10 protein-coding genes are annotated in these 13,008 nt (G+C 52.4%); 1 reads left to right on the top strand and 9 read right to left on the bottom strand.

Annotated elements, in window-relative coordinates; genetic code table 11:
• Positions 1–45: 45 nt before the first annotated feature.
• From DW091_RS01090 to DW091_RS01070, 5 genes are all read right to left on the bottom strand, one after another.
• On the bottom strand, positions 46–3,162 hold the full coding sequence (locus DW091_RS01090; protein ID WP_118517188.1) for an EAL domain-containing protein: 3,117 nt from the start codon (positions 3,160–3,162) through the stop codon (positions 46–48).
• A 17-nt stretch (positions 3,163–3,179) separates the two neighbouring features.
• Positions 3,180–4,229, bottom strand: coding sequence for a type IV pilus twitching motility protein PilT (locus DW091_RS01085; protein ID WP_118517187.1), 1,050 nt, complete (start codon positions 4,227–4,229; stop codon positions 3,180–3,182).
• 19 nt (positions 4,230–4,248) lie between these two features.
• A complete protein-coding gene (locus DW091_RS01080; protein ID WP_118517186.1) occupies positions 4,249–5,925 on the bottom strand; it encodes a GspE/PulE family protein in 1,677 nt (558 codons plus the stop codon).
• Between the two features lie 119 nt (positions 5,926–6,044).
• Positions 6,045–6,560: a type 1 glutamine amidotransferase domain-containing protein gene (locus tag DW091_RS01075; RefSeq protein ID WP_118517185.1), complete on the bottom strand. Its 516-nt coding sequence runs from the start codon at positions 6,558–6,560 to the stop codon at positions 6,045–6,047.
• 1 nt (position 6,561) lies between these two features.
• Entirely contained in the window at positions 6,562–8,412 is a 1,851-nt protein-coding gene (locus DW091_RS01070) for a diguanylate cyclase (protein WP_118517184.1), read from the bottom strand.
• Positions 8,413–8,747: 335 nt separating this feature from the next.
• On the opposite strand from DW091_RS01070, the gene DW091_RS01065 reads away from it, so the two are divergent.
• Positions 8,748–9,170: an Hsp20/alpha crystallin family protein gene (locus DW091_RS01065; RefSeq protein WP_118517183.1), complete on the top strand. Its 423-nt coding sequence runs from the start codon at positions 8,748–8,750 to the stop codon at positions 9,168–9,170.
• Between the two features lie 184 nt (positions 9,171–9,354).
• On the opposite strand, the gene DW091_RS01060 is transcribed toward DW091_RS01065, so the two are convergent.
• Genes DW091_RS01060 through DW091_RS01045 form a run of 4 tightly spaced genes read right to left on the bottom strand, consistent with a single transcriptional unit; the run spans position 9,355 to position 12,965 of the window.
• Positions 9,355–10,263 (bottom strand): dihydroorotate dehydrogenase, encoded by a 909-nt coding sequence (locus DW091_RS01060; RefSeq protein ID WP_074618011.1) that lies wholly within the window; start codon positions 10,261–10,263, stop codon positions 9,355–9,357.
• Entirely contained in the window at positions 10,260–10,958 is a 699-nt protein-coding gene (locus DW091_RS01055) for a dihydroorotate dehydrogenase electron transfer subunit (protein ID WP_058693323.1), read from the bottom strand. Before DW091_RS01055 ends, DW091_RS01060 begins: the two co-directional genes overlap by 4 nt.
• A complete protein-coding gene (gene pyrF / locus DW091_RS01050) occupies positions 10,949–11,815 on the bottom strand; it encodes an orotidine-5'-phosphate decarboxylase (RefSeq protein ID WP_074618010.1) in 867 nt (288 codons plus the stop codon). The genes DW091_RS01055 and pyrF overlap by 10 nt, the downstream gene beginning before the upstream one ends.
• On the bottom strand, positions 11,793–12,965 hold the full coding sequence (locus tag DW091_RS01045) for a dihydroorotase (protein WP_058693321.1): 1,173 nt from the start codon (positions 12,963–12,965) through the stop codon (positions 11,793–11,795). The genes pyrF and DW091_RS01045 overlap by 23 nt, the downstream gene beginning before the upstream one ends.
• Positions 12,966–13,008: the final 43 nt, after the last annotated feature.

The raw sequence follows: 13,008 nt of genomic DNA, 5'->3' as shown, positions 1-13,008 counted from the left end.
TAACCCTTTATCTCTGGATAACCTATTTTATCTACATCCTCATCCCTACCATTCCCCATCCAGCTTCCTGAAAAACTCGTCCATTGGCATGGGTTTCGCAAACAGAAAGCCCTGGGCGCTGTCGCACTGGATGCTTTTCAGGAATTCGGCCTGTCCGGTGGTCTCGATGCCCTCGGCCAGCACCTGGAGGTCGAGTTCCTTGGCCATAGCAGCAATATTCTTGAGGATAACCCGTTCCTTGGGGGAGAGGTTTTCCTCCCGGCAGAGGGAACGGTCAAGCTTGAGCACATCCACATCGATCTCGGACAAAAGGTTCAGGGAGGAATAGCCTGAGCCAAAATCGTCGATGGAAACCTTGAAGCCGCCGCTTCTCAGCTCGCTCACCAGCCGTTTGACATAGCCGCTGTTTTCAATAAAGATGGTCTCAGTCACCTCAACCTCGATGAGGCTGGGATCGACCTGGTAATTTTCGGCCAGCGCCCTGAGGCGTTCGACGTAATTGCCGGATTTCAGGTGGAATCTGGACATGTTCATAGAGATGGGAAGGCTTTTGAGTCCTCTGGCCTTGCGGTAGCTGTGGGCCTTAAAGACTTCCTCATACACATAAAAGTCCAGCTCTACAATAAAACCGTTGCTCTCAAACACAGGGATAAATTCTCCGGGCAGTACGATATTGCCACGGTCGTCCACCCAGCGGGCCAGCGCCTCGGCGCCTACCACCCGGCCGCTTTCCAGATCGATTTTGGGCTGCAGGTAAACGAGGAACTCCTTGTCTTTAAGGGCTCTCTCCATCCGCGCCTCGATCTGGCGGGTTTTCAGGATTTTTTCTCCCATGGATTTATTGTAAAAGGCAATGCCGGTTTTGCGGGCACCCTTGATGGATTTTCTGGCAATGTCGGCGTTGTCCATCATTTTCCCGATATCGCGCTCGCCTGGTCTGGCATGGTACACCCCGATCTGGAAATTGAGGCGGATACCGGGAATCACGTAGTCCAGACGCTTGTTGATGCCCTCGACCATTTTCTTGAGCCGTTTGAACATAAGTCCCTCGCCGGTCCACTCCATCAAGGCCACAAAAACGTCCCCAGTCACACGGGCACAGACCTCTGCGCCGCTCATGGCTCCCACCAGGCCGCCTGAGATATAGCGCAGCAGCTGATTGCCCATGCTGTAGCCGTGAAGCTCGTTGATATAGCGGAACTCGTCGATATCAAAGGTGACCATGGCGTATTCTTTGCCCGTCTCATGGTCAAAGATTTCGGAGGTGTCCAGCTCAAAACGGCTGAAGGTGGAAATGCCTGTGAGCTTATCCACATACAGGATATTATCCACAAAATTGGAGATGTCATCCATGGCGACAAGCGCCGCATCGCCGGTGCTCCGCCATTGCAGGCTGTGGCACTGGAAATTGAACCAGCGGTTCCAACCACTCACGTAGCGCTGCCAGTTCAGATCTGGCTTTTCGCGGGAAAGCTCCTTTATCTGGCAGAAGGGGCAGGGTGCGTCCAGACCCATGATGGCCTGGTAGCAAAGACTGCCCACGCGCGCGCCTGGCCGCTCAGCTTTAAGCGAAGCGCTGACAAACAGAAGCTCATAGGTTTCGGGATTGACCACGTGGCTCTTAATGCTCTGGGAATCCACAATGGCGCGGGCCACCTGGCTTTCGTAAGCGTTCTCCCGCTGAAGATGGTTTTTATAGAGATTTGCGCTGATAATTTTTGACACCAGGCACACAAATTCCTTTTCACGCTCACTCCAGCTGCGGTTATTCTGGCTGCCGGACAATCCAATACACCCCAGGTAACGGCCGTTTTCCACCAGGGTTTTATAGATTCCGGAAAAAATCCCTTTTCTTCGGAGGATGGCTCGCTCCCGCGCTGGCAGCGTATCGGCAGTGTACAGTGTGTACAGACCTTTTTCATCAAACAGGGCGCTGTACTGTCTGTGCTCTTCTGGGCCAATCCGCTCTGTTTTTGGGCAGACGGCAGTGCCGGAATACCAGCTGTACCGGTTCACCAGCCCCTGTCCTTCCTGATCTTCCTCAAAAACGCAGACGCGCTCCACTCCGATAAAGCGGCCGATAATACCCAGTATCAGAGTCATGGAGGAGGTAATATCCTTAGAGTCGGCCAAAATTTCAAAAATATTGATCAGCACCCGGTTTTCCGCTGATATGCCCTTTCTCTGGAAAACAGTGCCGTCGATATTGGTGGCGTGGCCGTTAAGGTAGGACATGCCGCTCATCTTTTTATCGTAGCGGCACCAGCGGTCTCGCCCTTCCATTTTCGCCATGCTCAGGGCCTGATCGGCACATTGGAACAAGGCCTCAAAGGTTTGTCCGTCTTTTGGACAGACGGCCACTCCCAGGCTGCACGTGATGCGGTAAGCCTGGCTTTTTCCCTCAAAGGTATGGTCAAATATGCGGCGGATACGGGCCACCCATTCGGCGATCTGGTTTTCTGGCATATCTGGGCTGTAGACCACAAACTCGTCCCCGCCGATACGGCCGATGACATCGCCGGGCGCCGCGTGGGCAGTGAGTTTCTCGGCGGTTTCTACCAAAACGGCGTCGCCGAAAATATGGCCTAAATTGTCGTTGACCGCACGAAAGCCGTCGATATCCACCAGCATCATGGCTCCCTGGTCCATCTCTGCGCCCGCGGCCAGGGCTTCTGTAATTTTTTCGCGGGTCCATTTTTTGTCATAAAGCCCTGTGAGCTTGTCACGCCGGGATTCCTCAATCAGACGGTCCTCCCTGCGTTTCTGCTCATCGATGTCCCGCATGATGCCCACTGTCTCCGTGATCCTGCCCTCGCTGTCTTTAACTGCGGCGGCCCGGACAAGGGTCCAGTAGTAACGCCCGCTCTTTTCGTCCGGGCGTGTGACGCGGATAACGATGTCCTGCGTAATAAAGCCGCTGACAAGGCGGATGGCTTCCTCCATATCATCGGGATGCACCAGATTGCCCCGGTGCAGGGTCTCGATATAGCGCTCCACCACCAGTGGGTAATGGACATACTGCCCGTTTTCCAGCTTTGCTTCATCAAACAGCATTCGATCTTCATTGATATGGTACTCAAACAGGATATCCCCGGTGGTTTCCAGGATCATACCATAGCGTTCTATTTTCTTCTCCAAGACAGACAGCTGCTCATCGCTCATGGCAATTTCTCCCTTACTTAAAAGTATTGGTTAAACTCGTTTTTGTCTGACGACCATTGAAGGCCTGTATCGAAGCCGATCTTTCCTTCCTTTACCAGCTTGGCCAGGTGGCTGTTCAGGGTGTTCATGCCGTCCCGGCTGCCGGTCTGCATGGCTGAGGACAGCTGATGGGTTTTGTTCTCACGGATAAGGTTGAGCACCGCGTCGGTGCCTGTCATCACCTCGAGGGCAGCCATGCGGCCCTCGCCAGAGGCCAGCGGCACAAGCTGCTGGGTCACGACCCCCTTCAGGGTGCTGGCCAGCTGTGTCCTTATCTGCTGCTGGCTGTGGGGCGGAAACACGTCGATGATACGGTCCACTGTGTTGGCAGCTCCGATGGTGTGCAGGGTAGACAGGACAAGATGCCCGGTTTCGGCCGCTGTCACCGCAGCTGAAATGGTTTCATAGTCGCGCATTTCCCCAACCAGAATGACGTCGGGGTCCTCACGCAGGGAGGAGCGCAGCGCCCCTGAAAAGGACGACACATCCACGCCCACCTCACGCTGATGGATCATGCTCAGCTTGTGGTAATGGCGGTATTCCACCGGGTCCTCGATGGTGATAATATGCTTGGCAAAATTGATATTGATGTAGTCAATCATGGCGGCCAGTGTGGTGGACTTTCCGCTCCCGGTGGGCCCGGTGATCAGGATCAGCCCTCTCGGCTCAGCGGCCAGCTTGCGGATAATGGGCGGCAGCCCCAGCTCCTCAAAGGTGGGAATGGTGTCGTTGAGCAGGCGCACGGCAGCGCAGAGCTCATTTTGCTGCCGGTACACATTCACCCTCTGGCGCAGCCCCTCGGGGGTGACAAAGGTAAAGTCGGCGTCCTCCCCGCGTTTTATTTTCTCGCGGTTCATCTCGCTGAGCATTCCAATGATCATTTCCCCGATTTCCTGTCTGCTCATTTCAAAGGGGCCCTTGACAAGTACCCCGTTACTTCTGAACACCGACGGCAGATCCGCCGTCAAATGAATATCCGAACAGCCTGTCTGGCGGCCGTAGGCTATTAGGTCTAAGATGGTTGGCATATGTTTACCTCACTTTTATTTATTCAACGTAATACGTAACCTTCAGCAGTTCTTCCATGCTTGTCACGCCCTGTTCTACCAGCTCGACCAGGCTCTGCCGGAGGCTGGTGGTCTTGTGATTTACGGCCACATATTCATAGACATCCTCGATGGGGGACTGGCTTGAGATCATATTACGGATGGTTTTGTCGATGGCTAAAATTTCATGGACAGCGATACGGCCCTTATAACCGGTATGGTTGCACTGGTGGCAGCCCCGTCCGCGGTACAGCACAGGTATGTCTTTGCCCAGCAGCTCTCGCTCTGCCTCGCTGGGCGTGTAGGCTTCCTTGCACTCTGGACAGATTTTCTTGACAAGACGCTGGGCCACTACCCCGGTCAGTGAGTTGGCGACCATGTAAGGCTCGACCCCCATATCCACCAGGCGCACAATGGTGGAAACAGCGTCGTTGGTATGCAGGGTGGAGAGTACCTGATGCCCGGTGATGGCGGCGCGCACGGCAATGTTGGCCGTCTCGGAGTCACGGGTCTCACCGACCATGATGATATCTGGGTCCTGGCGCAAAAGGGAGCGCAGGCCGCTCTCAAAGGTGAGGCCTGCCACATTGTTGACCTGTGTCTGGTTAATGCTGTCGAGGTTTCTTTCCACTGGGTCCTCAATGGTACAGATATTAACGTTTTTGCTTGAGAGCATTTCCAGCACCATATACAGCGTGGTGGTTTTACCACTCCCGGTCGGCCCGGTAATATAGATGATACCGTGGGGGCTCTGCAGAATCTGGCGCATACGGGCGTAGTTGTCATCGTTCATGCCAAAGGTGCCGGAATGGTCGAGCTTGGTGTTCTGATTCAAAAAACGCAGTACAGCTTTTTCGCCGTAGACGGTTGGAATCACCGAGGTACGGATATTCATCTCAATGCCCTTGATCCGCGCGCGGAAATGGCCGTCCTGGGGCAGTCGCCGCTCAGCGATGTCCAGGTTTGAGAGTATCTTAATACGGGCGATGACAGACTGGTGCAGGGCGCTGGCCAGTGTCAGGTAATCGACAATGAGACCGTCGATACGCAGACGCACGTTGGTTTTATCCTCAAAAGGCTCGATGTGGATATCGCTGGCGCCAGTATTGTAGCCCTTTATGAGCATGGTATTGATGAGATTGACAACCGGCGCGTCGTCTCCGGCGGCGTCCAGATCCTCTACAATGGAGACCGTCTCCATATCGTCGGCCATCTCGTTGGCGCTGGTGGCTGCCTGACGTGCCTCGATTTCCGAATAGCTGCTGTCAATGCCCTTGAGAATGGCTTCCTTTTCGGCCAGAATAATATCGATGGGCATATTGGTGATCAGCCGCAGGTCCTCAATAGCGTAAAAATCCAGCGGGTCATTGGTGGCGACCAGCAGGTGGCCGCTTGAAAACCCTATTGGGATAAGGGTATATTTCTGCGCAATATTTTTGGGTATTTTGGCCGCTGCCTCCAGATCTACCTCTATCTGGCTCAGATTGATAACCCGAAGGTCCAGGCGCTTTGCCAGGGCGCCCAGCAGCTGGCTTTCGGTCACGTAGCCGTAATCGACCAGAATCGCGCCAAGCCGCTTGCTTTTATCCACCTTCTGGTAGGCCAGGGCTTCCTGAAGCTGTCCCTCTGTAATATAGCCGTCGCCGACCAGTATGTCCCCTATACGGATGTTCTTCATGCTTCTACTCCTTAAACGCTTTATAATGCTGTATTATACCATAATTGTGAATAATAGTAAAAAAATCCCGAAATCCTGAAAATCGTTTTTAGACTTTCGGGATTTCGGGATCTGCTTTTCTACTTCATCAAAACCTTCATGTAATCCTTCATATACTGGGGCAGATCCGGTGGACGCCTGGCAGAAATAATATGGCCGTCCACGATAGACGGGGTGTCGTGCCAGATAGCGCCTGCGTTTTCCATATCGTCGCGGATGCCCGGGGTGCTGGTGACATTTTTGCCCTTTAAGATACCGGCCGAGATAAGCACCCAGCCTGCGTGGCAGATTTCACCGATGGGCTTTCCTGCCTTATCCATGGCCCGCACCATGTCGAGGACCACCGGGAAGCGGCGCAGCTTGTCCGGCGCCCAGCCGCCAGGCACCAGAATGCCATCGTACACATCGGGATTGATTTCATCAAAGCTGTAGTCCGACACACAGGGCACACCGTATTTTCCGATGTAGGTTTTTCCCTTTTCCTCGCCGACCACATCCACAGTCACGCCATCCTCCTCGCGGAGACGGTGTACCGGATACCATAGCTCCAGATCTTCAAAGTCGTCGCTGATTAATGCGATAATTTTTTTAGACATGTTAAAATGCTCCTTTTCTGTTTGTATTTTCATTATTACCCAAAGCTTCCTCCAGAGAAGCATCATAGACAGCTACATTGTTTTTTCCGTGATCCTTCATATAATACAGGGCCTTGTCAGCCTTGCCATACAGCTCCTCAAACACACTGTCCGCCGTCGAATAGACCAGGCCAATGCTCACTGAGACCTCTGTCCGGCGTCCTTCTTTTTCGTAGCACCGGCTCATTACGCCGCAGAGCTTTCTGGCATCCCGCAGGGGCTTTTCCCTGCAATGGCCGATATTTTTTACAAAAGCCAGAAACTCATCGCCGCCCAGACGGCCCAAAACAGCGTCTGTATCAAAAATGGCGGCCATTTCCCTGGCCAGATCCTCGAGCACCTCGTCGCCGCCCTGATGGCCCAGGGTATCGTTGACCAGCTTAAAGCGGTCCAGGTCAATCACCATCAGCGCGCCCTTCTCGCCGCCGCACTGCTCCAGATAGTCACTCACGATTTCCTCAAAGGTGGTGCGGTTGTACAGCCCTGTAAGCGGGTCGTGGTGCGCCTGGTTGATAAGCGCTTCCTTCTCGCATTTTTCCTCGTTAATGTTGATAATCTTACCAATGGCCCGCAGCGGGTGGCCGTGCCGGTCAAAAATGATCACGCTGGTGCCGCGCACCCACTCGATCTCGCCGGAGCTTACCCGCACCCTGTACTCGACCTCACATCGGGCCTGCTCAGGCGGACGGCGCTTGATGAGCTCTGCAAACCAGCGGGCAGCCTCATCGGTCTCCATATTCTTTTTCAGGCTCTCTGATAAAAAATGCTCGTTTCGGGATTTGCCGCCAAAATACTGCGCATAGCGGTCAGAAACCATAATACTGTCATCTCCATAGTCATACTCAAAAATCAGCTCATTGGACATCTCTGAGAGCACCCGGTAGCGTTCATAGTCCAGCAGCAGCTGCCGGTTGCGCTGAATACGGATGTACATGGCCAGGCCCACCACGGCGGCCAGCACCAGGCCGATAACCAGCGCCGCAGCAATGCTCTCAATGGGATTCGCTTTGACAAAGCTTTCCAGCGTAACACGCTGGCTGTCCTTATTAAAGTATTTCATATAGAGATCAGTGGCGTAATTGGGGTCTTTTTCATTGATGGCCGCCGTGGCCGTGTTGATGCCGCTGATAATCTCAGAATTCCCTTTGGTTACTGCAAAATAGTAGGGCTTTCCGTCAAACCGTGCGATAATCCGCTGGTTATCAAACAGGGTGACATCTGATCCCAGCAGCGCATCCACCTCGCCGGACTCCAGAGCTTTCTGCATTTCTACCTCACTGGGATATTCGACGGTCTCAACCGTGATCCCATTAACCTTGCAGAAGTCCTCCAGGGCCTGTGCCCGCCGTTTAGCTGAAGCCCGGACCCCTACCTTCATATTGTTAAAAGTCGAATAGTTGGTCGAGTTAATATCGGTATTGCTTTTTAAGACCGCCAATGTTGAGTAGCTGTAGCCACAGTTATATTCCGGGAAATCGTATTCCTCGGCCAGCTCGTCTGAATAGAGCATGCCGCCCATAATATCGACCTCACCGTTTTTTAAGTCCTCCATCATCTGGAGCAGGGTCTCGTCACTGCTATCTCCAGCAATAAACTCGTATTCCCATCCCGTATAGGCGGCAATTTCCTGCAGAAATTCATAGGTATAACCGGAATGCTTTCCATTTGCGTCGGTGCTGCTAAAGCCCTGCAGCTCCGGAAAGGCTACCCTTACTACCTTTTTCTCCTCGGCGTGGGCCGGAGCCGCTATAAAACACATGATAAGACTTATGACCAGCCCGAAACTGCACAGAGTCTTAAAAAATCGTCTCACTTTTTTCCTCCTACCTGTTTGGCAGATTATTCTCTTTCTTATTCTGGTATTACTCCTTATTATATACTGCTCAAACCAAATATACAATTTATTTATCTTAAAAACTTCCTGAAAATCACGGATTAAAGAATCTTCAAGGTATTACAAAACAGTAGAAAGCTTAACGAAATCTAAAATGTTAGCACTCACCTCTTGACAGTGCTAACAATCCGTCCTATAATATACTCGTAAACAAAGTTAAGCGAAGTCCCTTGAAAAAGGAACCGAACTCAATGGTTATAAAGGTTTATCACTTCATAAATCATGAAAACTAAAACAAAAAGGAGGAATGCCTTATGTTGTTGATGCCTAAAGATCGTTTCGGTTTTAATTTGTTTGATGATATGTTTAATGACCCGTTTTTTAAAAAGACAGAGTCACCCGCTCTCATGAAAACGGATATTCAGGAAAAGGATGGCAAGTACATTCTGGATATGGACCTGCCGGGCTTCGGCAAGGAAAATATCAAAGCTGACCTTGAGAATGGCTACCTGACCATCACCGCTTCCAGAGATGACTCAAAGGAAGAAAAAGATGAAAAAGGCAATCTGGTTCACCAGGAACGCTACACTGGCCAGTGCTCAAGAAGCTTCTATGTTGGCGACAATGTGAAGGAAGACGACATTAAAGCCGGTTACAAGGATGGTATTCTCCATCTGGAATTCCCGAAAAACGAAACCAAGCAAGTAGAACAGAAAAAATACATTGCGATTGAATAACTCAAAGCTTACCCCTTATCGGATGATTCCGATATTCATTTTATTACTCCCCCGTAATATAAAAAGCCGCGCTCACTCCCCTGGGCGCGGCTTTTGTTTTCGGCTAAAAAAGACCTCCCGAAATCCCGAAAAGCCAATACCGCTGACTTTTCAGGATTTCGGGAGGTTCTTTTACATTTAAAAGCTAGAGTAAAATACCGCGCACCTCATCGATATTTTCCAGGCCCTCGGCCTTGCAATAGGCTTCCAGCCCTTCGATGATCTTAACCGGGGCTTTGGGATCGATGAAATTCATGGTTCCCACCTGCACACAGGCCGCGCCGACCATGATAAACTCAAGAGCGTCTTCCCAGGTGCTGATGCCGCCCATGGCCATCACCGGCACGTCCACTGCCTTACAGACCTGATGGGTCATGCGCAGGGCGATGGGCTTGACCGCCGGGCCGGACAGCCCGGCGTAGGTGTTGTCAAACACGATCTTTTTCTTTTTATAATCCACGGCCATGGCCTGGATGGTGTTAATAAGCGAGATGCCGCAGGCACCAGATTCCTCACAGGCCAGCGCAATCTCCGCGATGTTCTCCACATTCGGGGAAAGCTTGACCATCACCGGAGCCTTGGATACTGCCACCACCTTTCGGGTAATGTCAGCCGCCATCTCTGGCCGTATGCCATAGGCCATCCCGCCGGCCTTCACGTTGGGGCAGGAAATATTCAGCTCGACCAGCTGCGCGTTGATGGCGTTGATTCGCTCAATGGCTTCCAGATAAGAAGCTTCGTCCTTGCCACCCACGTTCACCACCGTCACCGTGTCAATTTCTTTAAGGTGTGGCCACTCATTTTCGATAAAGGCGTCCACACCCGGGTTTTCAAGACCGATACTGTTGATCATGCCGGCCGGGGTTTCCCACAGGCGCATACCGGTGTTGCCGGGGCGCGGCTCCAGCGTCAGGCCCTTGGTACAAAGGCCGCCCAGTGCTGCCAGGTCATAGTACTTTTCAAACTCACGCCCGAAGCCAAAGGTCCCTGACGCGGTGACTACCGGGTTTTTAAAGACAATATCGTTAAATCTTGTTTCTAACACTTTACTCATAGGGCTGCCACCTCTCTGGTAAATACCGGACCATCCTTACAGACCTTCTTATTCCCCTCACTGGTCTTGCAAGTACAACCCAGGCAGGCGCCGATACCACAGGCCATATGGGCCTCCAGCGACACGTAAACCGGGTTTTCGGCCGGGACGATATCACACAGGCTTTTCATCATGATTTCCGGACCGCAGGTAAAAAACACCTCGCCCTCACGGGCTTCCACCTTATGGGTGATGATGCCGCCGATGTCCACGATCACTTCGTCTGCCACAGCGTCAAATTCCTCCACGCAGTAGGCCGCGTCGCGGTAGCCCAGGTAAACGCGCAGGCTTTTCTCTGGGTGTTTCTTCTTAAAGTCACGGCACACATAGTACAGGGGCGCGACGCCAATGCCGCCGCCCACCACCACCAGGTCGGCGTCCACATCTGGGAAGCCCTTGCCGTATGGGCCCTGTAATTCCACAGTGTCGTCCTTTTCTAGTTTTGACAAAAGCTGGGTGCCCTTACCTACAATCTGATACAGGAAAGTGAGCACACCGTTTTCGTAATTATGAACGGAGATGGGCCGTGACAGCAGCGGGTCCTTATCCCAGGCTCTCAGCATGAAAAACTGGCCGACGCCCACTTCACCGTCGTAGGCCACGTCCATTTTGTAAATGCCTTCAGCCACAAACTGGTTATCTAAAATTAAAGCCACTTTAAAATGTCCTCCTTCATGGCCAGTGTTTTTTCACGGATCAAGGCTTCAAAGCCTTCGGTCTCACAGGGCGTCTCTGCCTTCTGATGGGCAGTGATCAGCCCTCTGGAGGAATTGATGACCGCACAGCGGGACTTTTTGAAGATGTTGGCAATATCCTTGCCGGTGCCGCCCTGGGCGCCGTAGCCAGGCACCAGGAAAAAGGTGGACGGACACTGGTCCTGCAGCGCTTCAAATTCTTCCGGGAAGGTGAGGCCCACCACAGCGCCCACTGCGGAGTAGCCGCTTTCACCAATGTAAGGCCTGCCCCATTCGGTGATCTTATCGCCAACGGCTTCGTAAAGCTTTTGTCCGCCATCTTCCAATTTTAACTCCTGAAAATCTCTTGAAGACGGATTAGAGGTGTGCAGCAGGACAAAGAGGCCCTTTTCATTATTTTCGATGTACGGGAAATAGGGGGATACAGCGTCCTCGCCCATGTAGGCGTTGACGGTCAGAATATCCACCTCAAAATCGCCCTCAAAATGTCCTTTGGCGTACTGGGCGGCGGTGGAGGTGATGTCCCCTCTTTTTGCATCGCCAATGGCGATTTTACCATTTTTACGCACATATTTAACGGTCTCAGAATAAGCCTTCATACCGTCCAGGCCCAGAGCCTCGTAGCAGGCAATCTGCATTTTGTAACAGGCGGCAATATCTGCGGTGGCGTCCACAATCTTTTTGTTAAACTCCGTTATTTTTTCACCGGTTGACCAGTCCTTGTCCTTCAGGTACTGGGGCAGAAAGTCAAGTTTTGTATCCAAGCCCACACAGACGGGGCTTTTTAATGCTTCGTTATACAAGCGATCCATTATCATATGCGATCTCTCCTCCTTTAAATGTCATGAGCACCTTGCCCTTAAGCAGTTCTCTGCCAAAGGGGGTGTTGTGGCTTTTGGAAATAAACGTCTTGGGATCAACCCGCTCCTCGGCATCCAGATCCACCAAAACCAAATCACCGGGATAGCGTTCCTTGATCAGTCCGGCTTTCAGGCCCATGCGCGCCGCCGGCGCTTCACTCAGCATCTGGCTCAGGCGTTCTACCGGAATGCCAGCGCCTTCAAAAACGGTGTAGTACATGGCAAAGGCGGTCTCAAAATTATTGATTCCCGGCGCTCCGTTTAACTTGTCCTCGTCACTGTGCGGTGCATGGTCGGTACCGCAGATATCGATGCTGCCGTCCCGCGCACCCTCGATCAAAGCCCGGCGGTCCGGATAGCTTCTGAAAGGCGGGTGCACCTTATATTCCATGGCCGAGGCGTAAAGATGGTGCGGAGTAACCTCGCAGGTAATGTCCAGACCCTCTGCTTTGGCGGCCTTGATGGCCTCCAGGGTATCCTTTTTGCTGATATGACACACGTGCAGGTGTCCCGGGGTTTCGCGCAGCAGGGCGATATCCCGCTCCACGGTTTCTGTTTCCGGCTCACAGTGCGTGGCCAGGATGAAATTGTATTCGGTTGAGGCGGCCAGCCCCCTTTTCATTGTTTCGGCGTTATCCACATTGTGTCCATCGTTGGAGTAAACATTGGTGTATTCCCGGGTGCTCTCAAAATCCACCAGCTCCGCATCGCTGAAATCCTTTGTCAGCGCGCAGACCTGTACCAGATCACAGAGGCCCAGAGCTTCCGCCTTATCCATATTGTCTTTCAGAGCCTCGGCATTATCCATAATCGGCTTGGTATTGGCCATGGCAACCAGTGTGGTAAAGCCGCCCTTCAGGGCTGCCTTCATACCGGTTTCCATGTCTTCCTTATAAGTGAGCCCAGGATCGCGCAGATGGCAGTGCATATCGATAAAGCCTGGCATCAGCACCTTACCCTGGCCGTCGATTTCCCGGTCGTGGGCTGCCTTCACCTGTCCCTTTTCCTTATAAACCTTTTTGATCTTACCGTCATCATCGATCAGCACCTTCCCCGGCCTTCGGCCAGTGGCGTCGATGATTTCAACGTTGGTGATTAAAGTTTTCATGGTAGTTCCTTCCCCTTTATTTTAAGGATCACAAATTCTTCGA

The sequence above is a fragment of the Eubacterium sp. AM05-23 genome, from assembly GCF_003477535.1.
GTDB lineage: Bacteria > Bacillota > Clostridia > Eubacteriales > Eubacteriaceae > Eubacterium > Eubacterium maltosivorans.
This window is presented reverse-complemented; position numbering and strand designations above follow the sequence as displayed.

Coding starts and splice junctions, on each gene's coding strand:
- DW091_RS01090 (WP_118517188.1), bottom strand. CDS start 3,162: ATGAGCGATGAGCAGCTGTCTGTCTTGGAGAAGAAAATAGAACGCTAT.
- DW091_RS01085 (WP_118517187.1), bottom strand. CDS start 4,229: ATGCCAACCATCTTAGACCTAATAGCCTACGGCCGCCAGACAGGCTGT.
- DW091_RS01080 (WP_118517186.1), bottom strand. CDS start 5,925: ATGAAGAACATCCGTATAGGGGACATACTGGTCGGCGACGGCTATATT.
- DW091_RS01075 (WP_118517185.1), bottom strand. CDS start 6,560: ATGTCTAAAAAAATTATCGCATTAATCAGCGACGACTTTGAAGATCTG.
- DW091_RS01065 (WP_118517183.1), top strand. CDS start 8,748: ATGTTGTTGATGCCTAAAGATCGTTTCGGTTTTAATTTGTTTGATGAT.
- DW091_RS01060 (WP_074618011.1), bottom strand. CDS start 10,263: ATGAGTAAAGTGTTAGAAACAAGATTTAACGATATTGTCTTTAAAAAC.
- pyrF (WP_074618010.1), bottom strand. CDS start 11,815: ATGATAATGGATCGCTTGTATAACGAAGCATTAAAAAGCCCCGTCTGT.
- DW091_RS01045 (WP_058693321.1), bottom strand. CDS start 12,965: ATGAAAACTTTAATCACCAACGTTGAAATCATCGACGCCACTGGCCGA.